The following is a 21,571-nucleotide window of genomic DNA, read 5'->3' as shown; positions in this document are numbered from 1 at the left end:
GAGTGAAAAGGCAGATAGCGCTGAAGATTAATCTTCAAACGGATCAGTCACAAGTATTGTGTCGTCCCGTTCTGGACTGGTTGACAGAAGTGCGACCGGTGCCCCAATCAGCTCTTCCACTTGACGAACATATTTGATGGCCTGAGCCGGTAGATCCGCCCATCTGCGCGCACCGACGGTCGACTCTTTCCAGCCTTCCAACGTAATATAAATTGGCTCTACGCGGGCCTGGGCAGCCTGTGCCGCAGGCAGATAATCGATTTCCTGACCATCGAGCTTGTAGCCGACGCAGATCTTCAATTCATCAATACCGTCCAGCACATCCAGCTTGGTCAGCGCGATACCAGTAATACCGTTCGTAGCAACTGACTGGCGCACCAGCGCCGCATCGAACCAGCCACACCGACGCTTACGCCCGGTAACTGTGCCAAATTCATGACCACGTTCGCCCAGGAACTGTCCGATTTCGTCCGTGAGCTCCGTCGGGAACGGACCTTCGCCAACGCGCGTCGTGTAGGCCTTGGTGATCCCGAGGATGTAACCGAGCGATCCCGGACCCATGCCGGAACCGGCAGCAGCCTGACCGGCAACGGTGTTGGAAGAGGTCACGAAGGGGTACGTGCCATGGTCGATGTCGAGAAGCGAGCCCTGCGCACCTTCGAACAGAATACGCGAACCCTTGCGGCGCTCCTTGTCCAAAAGACGCCACACCGAGTCCATGAAGGGAAGAACACGGTCCGCAATCGAGGTCAGTTCTTCCATGATGGCGGAATGCTCTACTTCCGGCGCGCCGAAACCACGGCGCAGCGCGTTGTGATGCGTCAGGATCCGGTCCACCTTCGCGTCCAGTGCATCGAGATCGGCGAGATCCATGACCCGGATTGCACGACGACCGACCTTGTCTTCATAGGCCGGGCCGATGCCACGGCGAGTAGTGCCGATCTTCGTGCCGCTGTTTGAGGCCGCATCTTCGCGCATGCCGTCAAGTTCGCGGTGGATGGAAAGAATAAGCGTCGCGTTCTCCGCGATACGCAGGTTTTCCGGCGTGACGTCGACGCCCTGATCCTTCAGGCGGCCCATTTCCGCAATCAGCGCATGCGGATCGACGACAACGCCATTGCCGATGACAGCCATCTTGCCCGGACGCACGACGCCCGAAGGCAACAGCGAGAGCTTGTAGCTGACACCGTCGATGACGAGCGTATGCCCGGCATTATGGCCACCCTGGAAGCGCACGACGATATCTGCACGTTCGGAAAGCCAGTCGACAATCTTGCCCTTGCCTTCGTCACCCCATTGCGAACCGATTACCACGACATTCGTCATTTCTGAGCTTTCCTGCTGTGCCGCGGGCCTTTCACCCACTCAAACCGGCGCATCTATACTGTGTCATTTATCGGAAAGCGACCCGTTTATGCGTTGATAGACCGTTTTTACGTGACATATCGCAAACCGAAAGGCTATTTCCCCTGCCAGAGGAGCGGGCAATGACACATCGTCCGCATCCATTCGGGAGCCAGAATTGCATATCAAGGCCTATTTCTTCCTCACCATTGCAGCACTCTGCTGGGGTGGCAACGCTGTTGTCGGCAAGCTTGCCATTGGCCATGTAAGCCCGATGATGCTCACCTTATGGCGCTGGGCCTTTGCTTGCGCCATCATTTTTGCGATCTCCATTCCTCAGTTGAAAAAAGACTGGCCCGTCGCCCGCCAACATCTACCACTTCTGTTTACGCTGGGCGCCATTGGCTATACGCTCTTTAACGTGCTCCTGTATTCTGCCGTACACTATACGACGGCCATCAATGCCACGATCGAACAGGCGGCCATTCCTTTCCTGATCTTTCTGGCTAACCTGATTCTCTTTCGCATCCGCATTTCGATTGCCCAGGTGCTGGGCTTTTCGCTGACCCTTGTCGGCGTTGCCCTTACGGCTTCGCATGGCGATCTGAAAAGTCTGCTTGCGCTGGAAATGAATTTCGGCGACGTTCTGATGCTGGGCGCAATCGTTGGCTATGCCGCCTATACGATCCTCCTGCGCTGGCGCCCGCCCATCGACTGGCGCACGCTGATGGCCATTCCGGCGCTTTCCGCCCTCATCTGCACCATTCCGCTTGTTGGCTGGGAAATCTCGCGCGGCACTGCCATCTGGCCGGACCAGTACGGCTGGCTCGCTGTGCTTTACACGGCACTCTTTGCCTCGCTGGTGGCCCAGATCTTTTATGTCCAGGGCATCGTTCACATTGGCGCCAACCGGGCAGGCCTTTTCATCAATCTCGTTCCGGTGTTCGGCACCCTTCTCTCCGTCATCATTCTGGGTGAGGAGCTTGCAGCCTTTCACGTGATTGCCTTGGTGCTGGCGCTCGGCGGCATCGCGATTGCCGAACGCTGGAAACCGAAGCAAACCTGATAAAGCTGGTCAGCGCACACAAAAAAGCAGCGAGCCGCACGGAATTTGGCGCTTTTCGTGCGCGGTCCCTTTGGCTTAAGCCATGGCTATTCGATTACGAGGAGCCGCGCCATGGCCAAGCCATTTTACTGGAATGAGTTGAACACCCGCGACTTCGCGAAGCTGGATGCGGAAAAAACAATCGCTATCCTGCCGCTTGCCTCCACCGAACAGCACGGGCCTCATCTGCCCGTTGCCACCGATGTGGCAATTGCCAACGGCATGCTGGCGGAACTGAAGAACCAGCGGCCGGACGATCTCGATATTCTCGTTCTTCCCACGCAGGAAATCGGCAAGGCCAACGAACATATCTATGGTCCCGGCACGCTTTCCTACGGCGCCGACCTTCTGATCCCCATGTGGACGGCAATCGGTGAAAAGGTTTCGCAGGCAGGCGTGAAGAAACTGGTCATGGTCAATTCCCATGGCGGCAATCTGGACATCATGAGCATCGTTTCGCGCGAGATGCGCGTGCGCTTCGGCATGGCCGCGGTTGCAACCCAGTGGGGGCGCTTCGGCCACCCGGAAGGCATGGTCAGCGCGCACGAGCAGGCCTTCGGCATTCACGGCGGCGACGTGGAAACATCGCTGATGCTCTACTTCCGGCCAGAGCTTGTGCACATGGAACATGCGCAGAATTTCGAATCGAAAGCCGAATGGATGAAGAGCCAATCGCGTTTTCTCCAGCCCCTGCCACCACATGCACTGGCCTGGATTGCGCATGACCTCAACCCGCACGGCGTGGTCGGCAATGCCGCCAATGGCACCGCCGAGAAGGGCGAAGCCATTTGCAAACATCAGGTAGCAGGCTTCATAGAGCTGCTGCAGGATCTGCAGAACTATCCGCTTTCGAACCTCTACACGCCGTGATCAATCCCGCTGCGAAACAGCACTGCCCTGCTTCGGCACATGGCCCTTTGCCTCCAGTTCCGCAACGATCTGCGTCAGCTCGGCCAGCAGAAACTCGATGAACAGGCTGGTTGCCGTATCCAGAGTGGCGCGCGAACGGGCAAACAGCTTCATCGGCTGGTGACGGCGATAGCTTTCCGTCAGCGGACGAAACACCAGTTCGCCGCGCTGGCATTCGCCAATCACATCGAGCGGGTTGAGGAATGTCAGCCCCACGCCCTTCTTCACCAGATAGCGCAGCGTCTCAGGTCCTGCTGATTCCACGACAGGCTCCACCGGTACCGGCAATGGTGCCAGAATGAGGTTGATCATGTTGCGCAGGCTCATTCCCGGCTGGGCCAGCACGAGCGGTTCCTGCACCACTTTGACGAGGTCGATCGGTCCCGCCTCCTTCGCCAGCCGATGATCCGGCGGCAGCACGACACCGATGGGAATGTCGAAGGTCGCAATCGTTCTGAGGCCTGGTATCGCCGGAATATTGAAGCCGATGCCGATATCCACCTCACCGGCAAGAACAGGATTGGCCGTCGTGGTCGCACCGTCGATCGCCAGCTGGATGCGCACCCGCGGATGGCTTTCCACGAATTTGGCGACGATCTCCGGAAGCGGCCCCGCCGCCAGCCCGACAGTGGAGATGAGTGACACCCGCCCCGCCTGCGGCATCTTCAAACCGCGCACGCGCGTTTCCAGCTTGTCATAGGCCTTCAACACATCGCGAATATGTTCGATGCACAATTCACCGGCAGCCGTGAGTTTGAGGCCGCGCGGCAGGCGCTCGAAAATCGGCACGCCCAACTCTTCTTCCAGCGCCAGGATCTGACGATTGATGGCGGAAGAGGCGACATTCAGATGCGCTGCCGCCTTTCGAATGGAGCCGCAACGGGCAATTTCGTCAATATATTGAAGCTTGCGCGAATGTAACATGGGGTCAACCTGCTGCTTAAGCTTTCATCACTGCGCTGCCCTTGGGCAAACATTTGGCGAGCGATGCCGGAAAGGCATCAATCCGAGCGAATTTTGATGCTTTTCAAAGCGCAATTGCAATGGCTGAAATGCAGAAAAGGAAGTCGTTGACGGCTTACCTCACCAAAAAAGGGAACAGACGGATGGATCAGCACATGATGTCGAAAACCGGCCTTGCCGCACTGGCCATGGGATTGATGCTGGCGGGCACCGGCCCCGCGCTTGCCCTCGACGAGGTTTCCTACGGCACCAACTGGCTGGCGCAGGCCGAGCACGGCGGCTTCTATCAAGCCGTAGCCGATGGCACTTATGAGAAGCATGGCTTGAAGGTGAAGATCATCCAGGGTGGCCCGAATGCTGCCAACCGCTCGCTGCTGATTGCGGGCAAGGTGGATTTCTACATGGGCGGCCCGCTGGGCGACATGGATGCCGTAAAGGAAGGCATTCCGATGATTTCGGTTGCCTCGATCTTCCAGAAGGATCCGCAGGTTCTGCTGGCGCATCCCAATGCAGGCGTGGAGAAGTTCGAGGATCTGGCCAAGCTTGACACGATTTTCATGGGTAAGGACGGCTACGTCACCTACTTTGAATGGATGAAGAAGAACTTCAAGGGCTTCAAGGAAGAGCAGTACAAGCCCTATACCTTTAATCCGGCGCCGTTCATTGCAGACAAGAAGTCTGCCCAGCAGGGCTATCTGACCTCAGAACCCTACGAAATCGAGAAACAGGCCGGTTGGGCGCCGAAAGTGTTTCTGCTGGCTGACGCGGGCTACAGCCCCTACTCCACCATGATCACCACCACTCAAGGCATGGTCGACAAGAAGCCGGATGTGGTGCAGCGCTTTGTCGATGCCTCCATCGAAGGCTGGTACAATTACATCTACGGCGACAACAAGAAGGCCAACGAACTGATCAAGAAGGACAATCCGGAAATGACGGATGGCCAGATCGCCTATTCCATCGCCAAGATGAAGGAATACGGCATTCTGGAATCCGGCGAGGCTCTGACCAAGGGCATCGGCTGCATGACGGATGCGCGCTACAAGCAGTTCTTCGATGAAATGGTGCAGATCAACGCTCTGCCGAAGGATCTGGATTACAAGAAGGCCTACACCACCAAGTTCGTCTGCAAGGGCGTTGGTATGGCACTGAAGAAGTAGGTTTAAAGCCCCTCCCCAACCCCTCCCCACAAGGGGGAGGGGCTTCACTGCCCAGCATCCGCCTTGAGTTCGCAGCAATCCATTCAGCGACCTCAAAAGACGATAACGAAAACCGGAAACGCTGGAATGGTTATGGGATAGCGCATCCGGGTTAAGCCCTCCCCCTTGTGGGGAGGGTTTGGGAGGGGATCTTGATCGGCCTCCACAATATGCCGACCAGAGACTTAGCCGCCATTTTCAACGCGTGACGGAATGACAGATTTGCAATCGCCTGAAGCCTCGCCACCTAGCACTCCGCACAAGCGCCCGCTCGTGGTGATGACGAATGTCTCGAAAAGCTTCTCCAGCGGCACGCTTGCGCTGTCGGATATGTCGCTCACTGTTGCAGGCGGCGAGTTCGTCAGCTTGCTCGGCCCCTCCGGCTGCGGCAAATCCACGGCGCTACGCATCATATCCGGTCTGGGTGACGTGACGACCGGCAGCATCGACTGGCCAAGTTCCCGCATCAACGCCAAGGGCCTGCCGGAAGGCGACATCTCGTTCGTGTTTCAGGAACCGACGCTGATGCCCTGGCAGACGGTGTTCGGCAATGTCTACCTTCCCTTGAGATTGCGCGGCGTATCCAAAGCTCAGGCGAGCGATGAAATCATGGCAGCGCTGGAAACCGTTGGCCTCAAGGATTTCGCGAAGGCCTATCCGCGGGAACTGTCCGGCGGCATGAAAATGCGTGTTTCCATAGCCCGCGCGCTGGTGACCAAACCGAAGCTGCTGCTGATGGACGAACCCTTCGCCGCACTCGACGAAATTACCCGCCAGAAGCTGAATGACGATGTGCTGCGCCTGTGGCGCGAAACCGGCATCACCGTAGTTTTCGTCACGCACTCCGTGTTCGAAAGCGCCTATCTCTCCAACCGCATCGTGGTGATGAAGGCTCGTCCGGGGCGCGTGCATGCGGATTTCCCGCTGGAAACCAGCCTCGAGCGCGCGCCGCTCTACCGCACATCGGAAGAATATCGCGCCGCCTGCGAGAAAGTCTCGGCCTCTCTTCTCGAAGCGATAGGCCCCGGTGCCGCCATGGAGATGCACTGATGAATGCCGCGTCACCCTCCCTCACCCGCCAGCATCGCGAAACGGTCCTGCGCGTCTTGATCCCTGTCGGCGTGGTCTTGGCCTTGATCCTCATCTGGCACCTGACGGTGACGCTCTCCGGCGTGCCGCAATATATTCTGCCAAGCCCGGGCGCCGTGGCCGGGGCAATGGTGAAAGACTGGGGCACGCTCGCCCCGGCGCTCTGGGTCACGACGCAGATTACGCTGGCGGCGCTCGCGCTGGCGCTGATCGGCGGGGTGGGGATCGGCGTCTTCCTGATCCAGTCGAAATGGATCGAGACGGCATTTTACCCCATCGCCGTCATCCTTCAGGTGACGCCAATCGTGGCCATTGCGCCGCTGATCCTGATCTATGCGCCGACAACGCAGGTTGCGCTGCTCGTCTGCGCCTTTCTCGTCGCCTTCTTCCCCATTCTCTCCAACATGGTGCAAGGGTTGAAGAGCGTCGATCACAACCTCCTGAACTTGTTCGATCTCTATGGCGCGTCACGCTGGCAGACGCTGATCTATCTGAAGCTCCCGGCATCGCTTCCTTATTTCATGACCGGCCTTCGCATCGGTGGCGGCCTGTCGCTGATTGCCGCCGTGGTGGCAGAGTTTGCAGCCGGTTCCGCCGGTGCCGGTTCGGGCCTCGCTTTTCGTCTTCTGGAAGCGCAGTATCGACTGAACATTCCACGCCTGTTCGCGGCACTGATACTCTTGTCCATCCTTGGCGTTGTGATCTTCGGTATCACCTCTTTCATCGCCTGGCTCAGTCTTCACCGCTGGCATGAAAGCAGCCTGAAAAGAGAAAACTGATGAGCTTTAGCGAACTGCCCGACGCGTCCCGTTTCGTACTGACCAACGCCACCCTGCCCGCCGTAACGGTAGACGGCTTTTCTGGCCCAGCAAATGAAGGGCTGATGACCGCCGATCTGGTGATCGGCGACGGCAAGGTGGAAAGCGTGCTTTTACCCGGCACAGCCCCCGCTGCCCTGCCCAGCCTCGACATGCGCGACGGCATGGTCTGGCCCTGTCTGGTGGATATGCACACGCATCTGGACAAGGGCCATATCTGGGAGCGTCGCCGCAACCCGGATGGCTCCTTCATGGGCGCGTTGGAAAATGTCGGCGCGGATCGCGCTGCCAACTGGTCCGCAGATGACGTGCGTACCCGCATGGAGTTCTCGCTAAAGACGGCCTATGCCCACGGCACGAAGCTGATCCGCACGCATCTGGACAGCATTCCGCCGCAGCACGGCATTTCCTTCGAGGTTTTTTCGGAGCTGAAGCACGACTGGAAGGACAGGATCGCCCTGCAAGCCGTAGCCCTGCTGCCGCTGGAATCCGTCCTAGATGAAACCGTTTTCGGTGATATCGTTGCGGTCACCAAGCACCACGGCGGTCTCTTGGGCGGTGCGACGCGCATTCTACCGGATTTCGAAAAAATTCTCGAAACGCTGTTTCGCGCAGCTGCCGATAACGGCCTCGATATTGATCTCCATGTAGACGAGACGGAAGACAAGCAGGTCCTGACGCTGAAGACCATTGCCGAAACCAAGCTGAAAACCGGCTTCGAGGGTGCGGTCACCGTCGGCCATTGCTGCTCGCTGGCGCGGCAGGACGATGATCTTGCCAAGCAAACGATAAATCTCGTCGCCGAGGCCGGACTTTCCGTGGTCTCGCTGCCCATGTGCAACATGTATCTGCAGGATCGCCATGCAGGCAGAACGCCGCGCTGGCGGGGCGTGACGCTGTTTCACGAACTGGCAGCAGCGGGCGTGAAGACTGCCGTGGCCTCCGACAACACCCGCGACCCCTTCTACGCCTATGGCGATCTGGATGGCGTGGAAGTGTTCCGCGAATCCGTACGCATTCTCCACCTCGACCATCCGCTGGATACGGCAGCGCGCGTGGTAACCACCACCCCGGCCGACATTCTCGGAAGACCTGACATTGGCCGCATCAAAGCTGGCGCACCGGCAGACCTCATTCTGTTCAGCGCCCGTCGCTGGAGCGAGTTTCTTTCCCGTCCGCAGGCGGACCGCATCGTAATGCGGAATGGCATGGGCATCGACCGCCGCCTGCCGGATTATCGTGACCTTGACCCAATCCTGATGAAGTGAGCACCATGGCCGATTACGCAAAGATCAAACAGGAACTGGAAGGCATCGCGGTAGAAGATAATCCGGCTCTGGTGCGCCAGAAAAGCCGCGATTTCTACTGGTACTCGCCAATCCTGAAAGAAGAGCTGGATAGCGTGACGGGTGATCTGGTGGTTTCCCCCACCACGGAAGAAGAGGTGATCCGCACGCTGAAAGTGGCCTTTGCCCATGGCGTACCGGTAACGCCACGCGGTGCAGGAACGGGCAATTACGGCCAAGCCATGCCGCTGTCCGGCGGCATCGTTCTCAACCTCATCAACATGAACAAGGTGAAGGAAATTCACCCCGGCCGCGTGATCTGCGAACCCGGCATCATCATTGCCGAACTCGACCGGCAGACGAAGGCCCATTCCGGGCAAGAGCTTCGTTTCCACCCCTCGACAGCACAAACGGCGACGATTGGCGGCTTCATCGCCGGCGGTTCCGGTGGCGTCGGCTCCATCCACTGGGGCGGCCTTCGCGATCTCGGCAATATCCTGCGGCTTCGGGTCGTGACCATGGAAGCAGAGCCGCGTGTGCTGGAACTGACGGCCTGGGATCTCCAGAAGGTCAGCCATGCCTATGGCACCAATGGCATTATCACCGAGGTGGAAATGCCGCTTGCACCCGCCTATGACTGGGTGGATGTGCTGGTCGGCTATGACGATTTCATGGATGCGGTGCGCTTTGCCGATACGCTGGCGCATAAAAACGGCCTGCTGCTGAAGGAAATCGCGCCGATTGCAGCCCCTATCCCCTATGACTACTTCCCACGCCACAAGCCGTTTATCCGCCATCGCGGCCAGTCCATTGTCGTGGTGATGATTGCGCCGCATGCCATCGATGCGTTTACGGCACTGACGGAGCGTATGAAGGGCGAAATCCTCTTCCGCTCCGACAAGGTGGAAAGCATGAAGGGCATACCCCATGCTTATGAGCTCGGCTGGAACCACACGACGCTGCGCGCCCTGAAGGTCGATCCGAGCTTTACCTATCTTCAGGTCCAGTACCCAAGTCCGGATCACGTGGCGAAGGTGGGCAAGATGGTGGAAATCTTCGGCGATGAAGTTCCGGGCCATCTGGAATTCATCAAGTTCGATGGCAACATCCAGTGCGCCGGTCTGCCGCTCGTGCGCTACACCACGAAGGAACGGCTGGAAGAGATCATCAAGATCCATGAGGATCACGGCTGTCCGATCTTCAACCCGCACCGCTATACGCTGGAAGAAGGCGGCATGAAGCAGACGGACGAGGTACAGCTTGCCTTCAAGAAAGAGACCGATCCGAAGGGCCTGCTGAACCCCGGCAAGATGATTGCCTGGGAGAACCCGGATTTCGATTTCAAGGCGGGCAAGAACTACCTCTTCCCCGGCCTTCAGTCCTTTGGCGAAGCGGGGGAGTAAAACGCTCAGCATCGCGTCATAGAAGCACCCCCCTCTGCCCTGCCGGGCATCTCCCCCTCAAGGGGGGAGATTGGCAAGGAGCGATCGCTCGCCCACCTTGGCAACTGTCTTTGCCGCGCCCGGCCAGCCTGACGGAAAGCGGTCGGGAGCCGCAAATCGATCTCCCCCCTTGAGGGGGACATGCACGGCAGGGCAGAGGGGGGTCATTTACAAAGGAACTCGAAAACCGAATTATCTATCCGCCACCACAACACCATTCCGAAGGTACTCCCGGCCGGAGCAAATCCGGCTCATGCAATATGGTGGTTTCTTTGCCTCGGCTGGGCGGCGAGGCAGGAAACCGCTGGGACAAACGGCGCGGAAGTTTTTGATCGGGCCTCGAGCAGGAGGCCGCAAGATTTGGAGCTTTGACCCATGCGCGTTCTTGTTCTGCATTCCCACCCCGTCGAAGAAAGCTTCGGCAAATCCCTGTTTCGCCTGACCTGCGACAGCCTTCGCCATGCAGGCCATGAGGTGGATGCTTGCGATCTCTATGCCGAGGGTTTCGATCCCGTGCTGAGCGCGGAGGGACGGCGGATCTATCATGATTATCCGCAGAACATGGCAGGGCTTGAGACCTATGTGGAACGCCTTCTGAAGGCGGAGGGCCTCGTCATTTGCACGCCCATCTGGAACTTCGGTTTCCCGGCCATGCTGAAGGGCTACTTTGACCGCGTCTGGCTGCCGGGTGTTTCCTTCGATCTCAAGGACGGAAAACTGATCCCGACGCTGCGGCACATTCGCAAACTGTCTGCCGTCGTCACCTATGGCGCCACACCCATGCGTGCCTTTCTGGCGGGCAATCCGCCAAAGAAGATCGTAACCCGCGTGATGCGCGTGCAGATCAAGCCTGGCGCGCCGGTTTCCTATCTCGCCCATTATGACATGAACAATTGCACGGATGAGACGCGCGCCGCCTTCATGGCCCGCGTCAAGGCGCATATGGAAGCCTTCTGAACACGAGTTCGGGAGGGCGTAATCCGTAAAGGTTTAGTTAAAACTTAGCTGTCATGGTTCTGTCAGATCGAGAGGACCAGCGATGCGTTATGCGTTTTTCATCGCCCTTCTCTTTCTTGCTGGCTGCGGAACAGCGCCAAGCAGGATTGATAATGCGTGTGCAATCTTCAAGCAGCGCGACGGGCTCTTCAACAACTGGGCACGAGAAGCACGACATGCTTCCCGCCAATATGGCGTGCCTGTACCGGTCTTGATGGCCACGATTTACACTGAATCCGGCTTCCGGGCCTATGCGCGGCCGAAGCGCACCTATCTGCTCGGCTTCATCCCGTGGAGCAGGCCGTCCACAGCCTATGGCTACGCACAGGCGCTGGATGGCACTTGGGCCGTCTATAAGCGCGAAACCGGCAGCTGGGGTGCAAGCCGCAGCAATTTTGGCGACAGCATTCACTTCGTCGGCTGGTATCACAACAAGAGCAACAAGCGGAACGGCATAGCGCTGAACGATACCTATCGGCTCTATCTGGCCTACTACGCGGGACACAAAGGCTATGAGCGCGGCCAGTTCACCTCGGCCATTCGTGCGGCAGCCCAGCGCTCCGCGGGCATAGCCGAACGCTATGAGCGGCAATTGCGCGCCTGTGGCTATTGAACCCTCGCGAAATCCGCAAAGCTCACGCAAAAAGCTGGTTTCATAAACTTTTCTTGTGATCCAGGCGTGCGGAGTTGTCCAACCGCAGGGTTGCGACGGTTGCGATCATATCCATGTCATCTGCATGGCACAGCATGGACGTGCCCAATGCGGAGAAACGATATGCCAACGACCCAGCCACAGATCCATCCTATCGGCAATAGCCAAGCTATCTCCAGCGAGATGGGCGCCCTTTATGCAGAGCTCCTTTCCTTACGGGAAAAAGTGGCCGAGGAAGCGGGCGCGGCTTTTACCGAGCAATTGCAGGCTAAGGATCTGTGCGCTTCCGAGACTAGGCGCACCCTGAACCTCTTGCATTATCTTGCCCTTCGCAGGCGTGATCTGCGCCCTCTGCAGAGGCGGCTGATGGTGCAGGGTCTTTCTTCGCTGGGGCGCCTGGAAGGCCGCGTTCTGCCGACGCTGGATGCCGTTCTCGCAACGCTTGCCCCCCATACCGGCGCTGCGATACCGCATGCCAGACCGAGCGAAGAAACCTTCTTTTTCGGTGAGGGCGCTCTGGCGAACGAAGCCGAGCGCCTGCTAGGTGCCGCCCCTGCCCACCGGCGCGGCCGTATTATGGTAACGCTACCGGGCGATGCAGCGGAAAGGCCGGAATTCATCGAGGATCTGGTCCGCCGAGGCATGAACATCGCTCGCATCAATTGCGCCCATGACGATCCGGAATGCTGGCTTTCCATGGCGGGACATGTGCGGGCGGCGGCGCAAAAATTCGGTTGCCCCGTGAAGATCCTCATGGATATTGCAGGCCCGAAGATCCGAACAGAAAAAGTGCTGCCGGAGAAGAAGCTCAAGCTACAACTGGGCGATATGCTGCGGCTGGTGGCCAATGGCGAGCCCTTTCTCGATGACGAGGTCAAGGCATCCGCGTCCGTCTCCCTGCCAGAAATCGTAACCCGCCTCTCGATCGGCGACCGGGTCCGCTACGACGATGGCAAGCTGGAAGGCACCGTGGAGGCGCTGACCCGCGGTGAGGCGCTCATCCGCGTCAACCGTTGCAAGACCGGCGGAACCCGACTGAAGGCCGAGAAGGGTTTGAACCTGCCGGATACGGTGTTGGGCCTCTCTCCCCTGACCGCCAAGGATGAGACAGATCTCGCCACCGTCGTCACCTGCGCAGACATGATCGGTTATTCCTTCGTCAGCAGGCCGGAGGATATCAATCTGCTTGAAGAGGTTCTTGAGAGACTGCCGCCCCGGCAGACGCCGCTTGGGCTGGTTGCCAAGATCGAGCACCCGCAGGCCGTTCTTAATCTCCCGGCGCTCATTGCGGCTGCCGCTGGCTCGCACCGTCCGTTCGGGGTGATGATTGCCCGTGGCGATCTGGCGGCGGAACTGGGTTTCGAGCGCGTAGCAGAAATGCAGGAACAAATCCTCTGGATCTGCGAAGCGGCTTCCGTTCCCACAATCTGGGCCACACAGGTTCTGGAAGATCTGGTCAAGGATGGCCTTCCCTCCCGCGGCGAAATGACGGATGCCGCGATGGCCGCCCGCGCCGAATGCGTGATGCTGAACAAGGGGCCAGCTGTGGCCGAGGCCGTCGAACTGCTGGACTATCTGCTCGCCAAGATGGACGAGCACATGCTCAAGAAGACGCCGATGCTGCGGGCGCTGAAATCGTGGTAGTGCTTGGAGGTTACGTCAATCTTGCCGCCGTGACTTCCACCTCCACCAGAAACTCCGGTCTTGTGAAGCCGCTGACGATGATCAGTGTCGAGACCGGTTTCGGATCCAGCGTATAGCGATCGCGCACCCCCATATATGGGGCAAAATCCTCACGCTTCGTCACAAAGCCCGATATGCGGATGATATCGGCGAATGTCATGCCCGCCTCTTGCAGGATGGCCCTGATGGCCTCGAAGCACAGTTCGGCCTGCGCCGTCACATCCTGCGGAATGCTGTCATCAGGCGCAATGCCAAGCTGCCCGGATGTGACGAGCAGCGAGGCGCCCGGCGGCACCAGAAGCCCATGATTATAGGCACCGAAAGGCCTGCGGACCGATGGCGGGTTGAAGACCTGTTTTACGCTGTCCGGCATGTGAGGCTCCCCTTATTCTTAAGTTCAGGAATAATTTAGCACCGCCGGATGCCAATCACACGTACCAGATGCCATCCTTCACGGCTGCCGAAACGCGCGCCTGATTTTCCGGGCTTTCCGAGAACTGGACCAGGAGATCGGCGCGATCATTCGTGCCTGTGTCCAGGCGGGAAACCCAGAAATTCAGGCCGCCCTGATCGAAGGCGCGACCCAGCGTATGCTGGTACAGAAGCTCGACATATTTGGTGTTGGTCACGGTTGCAGCTGTGCCATAGGTCTGCAAGAATTCTCGCGACGCCAGAAAGTTTTCCGCGACATTCTTCAGACGGACGCCCTTGTCCATTTCCTTGATCCAGAAGGACAGTCCGCCGGTGTCCGGCGTACGCTCGAAGGCCGCCTGATACAGGCGATAGGCCGAACCGGCAATTTCCCCGGCGCCCTTGTCGAAGGCCAGCGTGCCATCGGAAAACTGAATGCGCTCGATGGAAATCAGCGTATCGGTGCCGCCGCCAAGCTTGTCGATCTTGACGGTCGATGCCGTATCGAGACGATAATCCGAGCGCTTGCCTGTATAGACGGCCGTATCAACGCCATTGCCACCGTCCATGGTGTCCGAGCCGCCGCTCTGGTTGAGACGGTCATTGCCGCCAAAGCCCTGCAGCACATTGTTCTGGTCGTTGCCGGAGAGAATGTCGTTCCCCTCGCCGCCGGTCATGGGTCCGGTGACGACCGGCGCCCCTGCCGGATCCGCAGCCTTGCCGAACCAGACATGCGCAACGCCCTTGTAGATGCCCACACCGATGGCGTTCCAGGTCATGGTCGACCAGGTATTCTTGTTGGTGATGACATCGTTATGCGGTGCCGAACCCTGCCAGCTTTTCAACGCATCAGCCGGGGTCATCTCTCCGCCATTGTTTGGGATACCGGTGCTGATTTCGTATCCGTAGAAGTCGATGCCGGTAGAAGCCTTGTAGCTGGTGTTCAAGCGTTGCGGGGCCAACCACATATTGGTCCAGGTCGCATTGTTGTTGCTGTCGTAAGGCGCATCGCTCCAGCTATGGCCGTTATAGCCGCCCATGTTTTCGCTTTGGTCCAGCGCATGGCGACCAGCCGTGATGGTCAATCCGACAGAGAGCGGAATGGAGGGCAGACCCAGCGTCGCCCGATAATTCATGATGAGGTTGTAGAGCTCAAGTTCGGCAGCCGATAGACCATCCTGAGAGCTGTCTGTATAATAATTCGTCGGCATGCCCAATCCCCCAAATATGAAGCAATGTCATATATCTCCCAGTGGGACCACATTAACATGTGTCAAATTTTAGGTGTAGACTGCATACAGTTCATTTGTGCACAACCTTCACCAAATTCCGAGTGCACAATCATAAGTAATGCAGAAAAGAAATACTCTGATGGATAGTATGAGGCGGTGACGGCACCGCCTCATACGCCGATCAGGCTGTGTATGGCGCGAGGAAGGCTTTCACCGCCTCGATTTCATTGCCGCGGATTTCATGACCGCCCGGATGCCATTCTACCTGAACCTCCTCGCCCTGCGCGGCAAAATAATCCGCCAGCGTCTGGGTCAGGGGAACCGGGCAGATCGGATCATTCTCGCCTGCGGTGATCAGAACCTTGCCGCGGCCAGATCGTGGGTTAGGCACGAACGGGATCAGCGGATGCATCAGAACGGAAGCCTCGAACAGGTCCGGCTTTTCGATCACCACGTTGGCGAGGATATTGGCACCGTTCGAGAAACCAAGCCCGATGACAGGGCCAGACTGGTAGTGCTGTTTGCAGGCGGCGACGAAGGCGGCCATCTGGGCTGTCGCCCGCGCCAGATCGTCCAGATCGTAGACCCCTTCCGCCTTGCGCCGGAAAAAGCGCGCAGCGCCGCGTTCTGCCACATCGCCACGGGGGGAGATCACCGTGGCATTCGGCGCCAACCGGCTGGCGAAATCGAAGAACTGGTTCTCATCGCCACCTGTACCATGGAAGACGAAAAAGATCGGCGCTCCGGTCGCACCGGGCCGCGCCCGGTGCACATAGCTTTCCATTGTCATGGTCGAAATCCTCAAGCTTCAAAGCTTTTCCAGATGCTCTTCGAGATAGGAGCGAAGATGCGCATGCTGCGTTGGCAGCTTGAGTGCTTCGCCCAGATGCACGGTATCTTCGTCGCGGTCGAAACCGGGCTCATTGGTGGCGATTTCGAACAACACGCCACCCGGTGTGCGGAAATAGATGGCCCAGAAGTAATCGCGATCGATAACCGGGGTCACCTGATAACCGGTGTCCATCAGAGCCTTGCGGACCTCCAACTGCTTTTCACGGTTTTCGACGGCAAACGCGATGTGATGCACCGAGCCGGCGCCGAGATTGGCACGCGCGATGTTCGGCATGGTCTCGATATCGATGAAATCGGCACCATTGCCTCCGGGAATGCCGAGACGCACCACGCCATCGGCGCGATCCACTTCCTCATAACCCATGAACTTCAGGAGCTCGGCCGTCGCGCCTTCATCCCGCAGCCGCATGGAAGCGGAATGAAAACCACGAATGGCGTGGTCGATATCGACCCCATTGCCAGTCCAGGCAGCGCGATCGTCATCCTTCACCTCGACCAGTGCGAAGCCATCGCCATCCGGACCAAAGAAGTTCAGGCGCTTGCTCCCGAAAGCCTCATCGGCCTTCAGTTCCAGATTGCCCTTGGCAGCCAGACGATTGCCCCAATAGGTGAGCGATCCTTGCGGCACTGAGAAGACGGTTGTTCCAACTTCGCCCGTGCCGGGACGCCCCTTGGCGATATGCGGGAACGGGAAATAGGTCATGACCGAGCCGGGCGTACCAACCTCGTCGCCGTAGTAGAGATGATAGACATCCGGCGCATCGAAGTTGACGGTCTTCTTCACCCGGCGAAGGCCGAGCGTATCAGTGAAGAAGCTGTTATTGGTCTTGGCATTGGCTGCCATCGACGTAACATGATGCAGTCCCTTGATCTGGTTCAACATGGCAGAACTCTTTCGATCCCTGCGGCTGCGGTTATTCGCGCCGCTTGTCTGGACCGGAAGATGGCGTGAGACGCACAGGTTTCATAGACTGAACAATCAGAACGCATTGTTTATCAATTGGAGCGAACTAATTTAAGCAGGCCGTTCCGGCAGTTGCCAATCCACTGGCGCTCGCCCGTTGGAGATGAGATAGGCGTTGGCCTTGGAAAAATGGCCGGAGCCAAAGAAGCCGTTATGAGCTGAAAGCGGCGACGGGTGCGGCGCTTTCAGCACCAAATGACGGCGCTGATCCACAAAGGCGGCCTTCTTCTGCGCGTAAGACCCCCACAGCATGAAGACAACATGGCTGCAGTCTTCGTTGACGGCGCGGATAACCGCATCGGTAAAGCGCTCCCATCCCTTGCCCTGATGGGCGGCAGCCTTGCCCTCTTCCACGGTCAGAACACTGTTCAGCAGCAGCACGCCCTGCTTTGCCCAATGTTCCAGAAAACCATGCTTTGCCGGAGGAATGCCGAGATCGCTTTGCATTTCCTTGTAGATGTTCACGAGCGAAGGCGGGATGCGGATGCCGGGCTGCACGCTGAAGCACAGGCCATGGGCCTGGCCCGCGCCATGATAAGGGTCCTGCCCCAGGATCACCACCTTCACCTTATCAAGCGGCGTCAGGTCCAGTGCGCGGAAATATTCGGAGCCTTTGGGAAAGATATGCTTCCCCGCCTCCTTTTCCTTCAGCAGAAAGGCCCGCAGGTCTGACATGTAGGTGCTGGCGAATTCGCCGGAGAGAGCGGCCTTCCAGCTCTCTTCCAGTTTGACAGTCTGCTCCGTCATGTCTGTCTGCTCCGTTTCAGCTAATCGGATGGTTGCTGCGCGAATGCCAGTTCCAGGCGGAGCGAATGATATCGTCCAGACTGTAACGGGGCTCCCAGCCAAGCACTGCCCTTGCCTTATCGTTATTGGCAACAAGAGATGTGGAGTCGCCCTCGCGACGATCAACATACTCCACCGGGAAAGGCTTGCCGGAGACGGCGGAAATCGCCGCCAGCAACTCCTTCACCGTTGTTCCCGTGCCGGTGCCGAGGTTCAACTCCACCGTCTCGCCACCGTTCAAGAGATAGTCGACGGCGCGCACATGCGCATCCGCCAGATCCAACACGTGGATATAGTCGCGCACGCAGGTGCCATCGCGGGTATCGTAGTCGGAGCCGAAGACCTTGAAGCCCTGACGGCGACCGAGCGCCGCATCGATGGCGAGCGGTATCGCATGCGTCTCTGGCTGGTGCCATTCGCCGATGCGCCCTTCGAAATCGGCACCGGCTGCATTGAAATAACGCAGCATGACGGAGCGCAGGCCCTTGTATTGTCCGTAATCCTTCAGCGCCTGCTCGATGATGAATTTCGTCCGGCCATAGGGATTGATGGGTGCCTGCCCGTGGCTTTCGTCCATCGGCACCTGTTGCGGCAGACCATAGGTCGCGCAGGTGGAGGAGAAGACGAAATTTTGCACGCCGGCATCCATGGCGGCAGAAAGGAGGGTAAGCGCCCCGATGACATTATTGTCGTAGAAGGCGACCGGATTCTTGACCGACTCTCCCACTTCGATCAGCGCCGCGAAATGCAGGACGGCATCTGGCTGATGGGTTGCAAAAACTTCATCGAGCCGTGCGCGGTCGCGAATATCGCCTTCTTCCAGAGGTCCCCAGCGTACGAATTCGGAATGCCCATTCGAAAGATTATCGAAGACGATGGGCTGGTAGCCACGCTCATTCAGCACAAGGCAGGTGTGAGAACCGATATATCCCGCACCGCCAACGACAAGCACTTTCTTCTGCGCCATGAATGATTCGAAGCTCCCCACAATCCACGGCGCGACTATATCTCCCGGTGTAACAATTGCCAGCATCACCCGATATCGCAGAACTTGAGATGTGAAGAAAAGATTTCCGCAGCGCTCACTCCTCGGCTATCGTGCGAGGCAACAAACAGGATGCGGCATTTCTCATGCGATTGGTCTACTTGGCTTTCGGCTGGTTCTTCGTAGGTCTGGGCTTGCTGGGCGCGTTTCTACCGCTGCTTCCCACAACTCCCTTCCTGCTTCTGGCCATTGGCTGCTTCACCCGATCGTCACCACGTTTGGAAGCCTGGCTTCTCAACCATCCGCGCTTCGGCCCGCCGCTCATTGCCTGGCGGCAAAAAGGGGCGATACCGCGCCGCGCAAAGATGCTGGCGGTGGTAATGATGGCTGTCAGCTACGGCATCTTCCTGTTCGGCACCTCGCCGCCTTTGTGGCGAGCTTTGATCGTACTCGCCATTTTGGCCGGCTCCTCGATCTTTATCGTCACGAGACCGGACAGCACCTGAGCAAAGAGAGACTTACTGGCTGGCCGCATGCTGCGGCTTTCCCTTGCGCTTGGTGGATGCCATGTCGTGAAGCTCCTTCTCGGACATGGATTTCTCCATGCTTTTCGAAGCCCCTTTGAGTTCGCTTTTCTTGATATCGCCGTGCTTGGCAGCAAGCGCTGCACCGGCAGCCTTCTGCTGTGCTTTCGATTTTGCAGGCATGGAGAAACTCCCATGTTCGAGGTCCAATGCGGTTCGAACGGAAATTCAGACGTCAGGTTCCGCTACTTTTGGTTACGCCGAAGAGGAACCCAATCGCGCCCCGCCGGGTTGTCTCGCGAAAGGCTGCAATGGCGCAGCCGTCAAGAGCGAAGGAAACAGCCATGGACAACGACAACATGACAGCCCGTGACAAGATGACGGATGAAGGCTCGCGCCGGTTTGAACAGGAAGGCCGCGAACGCGCAGAGGATGCACTCCACACGCAGCCTGACACAACGAACCACAAGGCAGTGATGGAAGCATCGCGCCTCGGCGGCGGCGATACCTATCTTGTGAAAAGCGATCTCGAAGATCTGGACGAACGCGTCGAGACGGATGGCTTGGATGGTCGCCCAAGCCCCATGGCCAATGCCGACAATCCCGAGCGTTGAAATCTGATGACAAACCGGCGCGGCGGAACCAGATGCCGCGACCGGTGTTCTTCCGCGACCAACGGAGGATCATTCATGAACGACCCGACTGACCGCGACATGAACCCAACGCCACGGCCAGCCGACCCAAACCTGGAGGGTGTGCCGCATATTCAGGCACGCGCGGCGCCAACTCTAGCAACCGCAGACGCGCAGGATTTTGTGGCGCTGTCGGTAGAGGAGCTTGCCTCCTCCCACATCCCGTTCCTGTTGGCAGGCACCTACGCCGTCAGCGCCTATACGGGTATTTCCCGTCCGACCAAGGATCTCGATATCTTCTGCAAGGCGGGCGATTTCAACCGCATTCTCGCCCATTTCAAGAACAAGGGCTTCGACATTGAAGTCGAGGACGACCGTTGGCTTGGGAAGGTCAAGCAGGGCGAGCATTTCTTCGACGTGATCTTTGCCGGATCGAACGGGACGATGCCTATCGGCGACGCATGGTTCGAAAACGCCCGACAGATGGATTTCAATGGCCATAAGGTGCGCGTGGTGGCTCCGACCGAACTCATCTGGTCGAAGTGCTTTGTCCAGTTGCGCCACCGCTATGATGGCGCCGATGTGGTCCACGTCATCCTGCGGGCGCACGACCAGATCGACTGGCGCCGCCTGCTGGGCCACATGGAAGTCCATTGGGAAGTGCTCTTGATGCATCTTTTGAACTTCCGCTGGATCTACCCGACCGAGCGAGACAAGGTGCCGGACTGGCTGCTCGACGAATTGCTGGAACGTCTTGCTGCGCAACGCCAACTGCCCCTGCCCCAGATGAAGATATGCCGCGGCCGCATGTTCTCGCGCATCGATTTCGAGATCGACGTGAAAGAATGGGGCTTTGCCGACGTAGGCGGCGAAGGCGAGTTGAGGCAGGAACAGGAAGGAGCCTTGCTGTGACGAAACCGACCCCGAGCCGAAAAGCAGAAACGAACACAAAGGCGACCCCGGCCAAGGTCCGGATTGCCGCCGTCGCGGACCTGCATGTCAAGGAAACAGGGTCCGTAACCTATAAGGATCTCTTCACGGAAATTTCCAGTGAGGCCGACATTCTGGTCATGGCGGGTGATCTGACAGACCTTGGCAAGAAGGCTGAAGCAGAGCATCTGGCCGCTGATCTGCGGGCCTGTACCATCCCCATGGTGGCGGTGCTTGGGAACCATGATTTCGAATGCGGGGCCGTGGACGAGGTTCGCAGTATTCTGAAAGGAGCTGGCGTTCACCTTCTGGAAGGTCAGGCGGTCGAAATCCACGGCGTCGGCTTTGCCGGTGTGAAGGGCTTTGCAGGCGGCTTCGGACGCCACATGCTGGGCAGCTTCGGCGAACCCGCAATCAAGGCCATGGTCGCCGAAAGCGTGGAAGAAACCATGCGCCTGGAAAATGCTTTGCGGCAGGTGCGGTCCGAACGCGCCATGGTCGTCCTCCATTATGCCCCCATCCCGGAAACCGTGGAGGGCGAGCCGAAGGAGATCTATCCGTTCCTGGGTTCCTCACGATTAGCCGAAACCATTGACCGTTTTCCCGTGAGTGCCGTGGTGCACGGCCACGCCCATCGCGGCCGGTTCGAGGGCAAAACCCCGGGCGGCGCACCCGTCTACAATGTGGCGGCCCACATCGAGAAGCCGAACGGCAAGCCCTACGCGATTATCGAGCTTTGAAGAACTCGCAAAATGTTTCGTGTCGATTC

General features: G+C 58.4%; 23 protein-coding genes. 14 read left to right on the top strand and 9 right to left on the bottom strand.

Going from position 1 to position 21,571, the window contains the following annotated elements:
- Positions 1-27: 27 nt before the first annotated feature.
- A complete protein-coding gene (locus tag MUU53_RS14760) occupies positions 28-1,326 on the bottom strand; it encodes an adenylosuccinate synthase (protein WP_247261570.1) in 1,299 nt (432 codons plus the stop codon).
- Between the two features lie 196 nt (positions 1,327-1,522).
- On the opposite strand from MUU53_RS14760, the gene MUU53_RS14755 reads away from it, so the two are divergent.
- Positions 1,523-2,410, top strand: a complete 888-nt coding sequence (locus tag MUU53_RS14755; protein ID WP_247261569.1) for a DMT family transporter — start codon at positions 1,523-1,525, stop codon at positions 2,408-2,410.
- Positions 2,411-2,521: 111 nt separating this feature from the next.
- On the top strand, positions 2,522-3,319 hold the full coding sequence (locus MUU53_RS14750; RefSeq protein WP_247261568.1) for a creatininase family protein: 798 nt from the start codon (positions 2,522-2,524) through the stop codon (positions 3,317-3,319).
- Here MUU53_RS14750 and MUU53_RS14745 read toward each other — a convergent pair whose 3' ends face one another.
- Positions 3,320-4,282, bottom strand: a complete 963-nt coding sequence (locus MUU53_RS14745; protein ID WP_062555536.1) for a LysR family transcriptional regulator — start codon at positions 4,280-4,282, stop codon at positions 3,320-3,322.
- A 194-nt stretch (positions 4,283-4,476) separates the two neighbouring features.
- Here MUU53_RS14745 and MUU53_RS14740 point away from each other — a divergent pair, with 194 nt between their 5' ends.
- The 8 genes from MUU53_RS14740 (at position 4,477) to MUU53_RS14705 (ending at position 13,447) form a co-directional block, all read left to right on the top strand.
- On the top strand, positions 4,477-5,481 hold the full coding sequence (locus MUU53_RS14740; protein ID WP_247261567.1) for an ABC transporter substrate-binding protein: 1,005 nt from the start codon (positions 4,477-4,479) through the stop codon (positions 5,479-5,481).
- 252 nt (positions 5,482-5,733) lie between these two features.
- On the top strand, positions 5,734-6,570 hold the full coding sequence (locus tag MUU53_RS14735; protein WP_247261566.1) for an ABC transporter ATP-binding protein: 837 nt from the start codon (positions 5,734-5,736) through the stop codon (positions 6,568-6,570).
- Positions 6,570-7,388, top strand: coding sequence for an ABC transporter permease (locus MUU53_RS14730; RefSeq protein WP_247261565.1), 819 nt, complete (start codon positions 6,570-6,572; stop codon positions 7,386-7,388). Before MUU53_RS14735 ends, MUU53_RS14730 begins: the two co-directional genes overlap by 1 nt.
- A complete protein-coding gene (locus tag MUU53_RS14725; RefSeq protein ID WP_247261564.1) occupies positions 7,388-8,695 on the top strand; it encodes a cytosine deaminase in 1,308 nt (435 codons plus the stop codon). Before MUU53_RS14730 ends, MUU53_RS14725 begins: the two co-directional genes overlap by 1 nt.
- A gap of 5 nt (positions 8,696-8,700) precedes the next feature.
- The gene (locus MUU53_RS14720) at positions 8,701-10,116 is read left to right on the top strand and encodes an FAD-binding oxidoreductase (RefSeq protein WP_247261563.1); all 1,416 of its coding nucleotides are present in this window, start codon (positions 8,701-8,703) and stop codon (positions 10,114-10,116) included.
- Between the two features lie 414 nt (positions 10,117-10,530).
- Complete coding sequence (locus MUU53_RS14715; protein WP_247261562.1) at positions 10,531-11,112, top strand: NAD(P)H-dependent oxidoreductase; 582 nt, start codon at positions 10,531-10,533, stop codon at positions 11,110-11,112.
- Positions 11,113-11,194: 82 nt separating this feature from the next.
- Positions 11,195-11,764 (top strand): transglycosylase SLT domain-containing protein, encoded by a 570-nt coding sequence (locus MUU53_RS14710; RefSeq protein WP_247261561.1) that lies wholly within the window; start codon positions 11,195-11,197, stop codon positions 11,762-11,764.
- A gap of 162 nt (positions 11,765-11,926) precedes the next feature.
- A complete protein-coding gene (locus tag MUU53_RS14705; protein ID WP_247261560.1) occupies positions 11,927-13,447 on the top strand; it encodes a pyruvate kinase in 1,521 nt (506 codons plus the stop codon).
- 10 nt (positions 13,448-13,457) lie between these two features.
- On the opposite strand, the gene MUU53_RS14700 is transcribed toward MUU53_RS14705, so the two are convergent.
- From MUU53_RS14700 to galE, 6 genes are all read right to left on the bottom strand, one after another.
- Positions 13,458-13,859, bottom strand: a complete 402-nt coding sequence (locus MUU53_RS14700; protein ID WP_247261559.1) for a RidA family protein — start codon at positions 13,857-13,859, stop codon at positions 13,458-13,460.
- A 55-nt stretch (positions 13,860-13,914) separates the two neighbouring features.
- The gene (locus MUU53_RS14695) at positions 13,915-15,108 is read right to left on the bottom strand and encodes a DUF4214 domain-containing protein (RefSeq protein WP_247261558.1); all 1,194 of its coding nucleotides are present in this window, start codon (positions 15,106-15,108) and stop codon (positions 13,915-13,917) included.
- A 202-nt stretch (positions 15,109-15,310) separates the two neighbouring features.
- A complete protein-coding gene (locus MUU53_RS14690) occupies positions 15,311-15,919 on the bottom strand; it encodes an alpha/beta hydrolase (RefSeq protein WP_247261557.1) in 609 nt (202 codons plus the stop codon).
- An 18-nt stretch (positions 15,920-15,937) separates the two neighbouring features.
- A complete protein-coding gene (locus MUU53_RS14685) occupies positions 15,938-16,864 on the bottom strand; it encodes a VOC family protein (protein ID WP_247261556.1) in 927 nt (308 codons plus the stop codon).
- A 132-nt stretch (positions 16,865-16,996) separates the two neighbouring features.
- On the bottom strand, positions 16,997-17,692 hold the full coding sequence (gene ung, locus MUU53_RS14680) for a uracil-DNA glycosylase (RefSeq protein WP_247261555.1): 696 nt from the start codon (positions 17,690-17,692) through the stop codon (positions 16,997-16,999).
- 16 nt (positions 17,693-17,708) lie between these two features.
- Positions 17,709-18,698, bottom strand: coding sequence for a UDP-glucose 4-epimerase GalE (gene galE, locus MUU53_RS14675; protein ID WP_247261554.1), 990 nt, complete (start codon positions 18,696-18,698; stop codon positions 17,709-17,711).
- A gap of 164 nt (positions 18,699-18,862) precedes the next feature.
- Between galE and MUU53_RS14670 the strand changes: the two genes are divergently transcribed.
- On the top strand, positions 18,863-19,222 hold the full coding sequence (locus MUU53_RS14670) for a YbaN family protein (RefSeq protein WP_247261553.1): 360 nt from the start codon (positions 18,863-18,865) through the stop codon (positions 19,220-19,222).
- Between the two features lie 12 nt (positions 19,223-19,234).
- Here the strand turns inward: MUU53_RS14670 and MUU53_RS14665 are convergent, their stop codons facing one another.
- Entirely contained in the window at positions 19,235-19,423 is a 189-nt protein-coding gene (locus MUU53_RS14665) for a DUF3008 family protein (RefSeq protein ID WP_247261552.1), read from the bottom strand.
- A 161-nt stretch (positions 19,424-19,584) separates the two neighbouring features.
- Between MUU53_RS14665 and MUU53_RS14660 the strand changes: the two genes are divergently transcribed.
- The 3 genes from MUU53_RS14660 to MUU53_RS14650 all read left to right on the top strand — a co-directional run bounded on the left by MUU53_RS14660 (position 19,585) and on the right by MUU53_RS14650 (position 21,542).
- Positions 19,585-19,854, top strand: coding sequence for a hypothetical protein (locus MUU53_RS14660; RefSeq protein WP_247261551.1), 270 nt, complete (start codon positions 19,585-19,587; stop codon positions 19,852-19,854).
- A gap of 99 nt (positions 19,855-19,953) precedes the next feature.
- Entirely contained in the window at positions 19,954-20,784 is an 831-nt protein-coding gene (locus MUU53_RS14655; RefSeq protein ID WP_247261592.1) for a nucleotidyltransferase family protein, read from the top strand.
- The gene (locus MUU53_RS14650) at positions 20,781-21,542 is read left to right on the top strand and encodes a metallophosphoesterase family protein (protein WP_247261550.1); all 762 of its coding nucleotides are present in this window, start codon (positions 20,781-20,783) and stop codon (positions 21,540-21,542) included. The genes MUU53_RS14655 and MUU53_RS14650 overlap by 4 nt, the downstream gene beginning before the upstream one ends.
- The last annotated feature ends 29 nt before the right edge of the window (positions 21,543-21,571 follow it).

This window comes from Affinirhizobium lemnae, from assembly GCF_022968395.1.
Lineage (GTDB): Bacteria > Pseudomonadota > Alphaproteobacteria > Rhizobiales > Rhizobiaceae > Neorhizobium > Neorhizobium lemnae.
The sequence above is the reverse complement of the archived record's forward strand: the minus strand, read 5'-3'. Positions and strand labels throughout refer to the sequence as shown.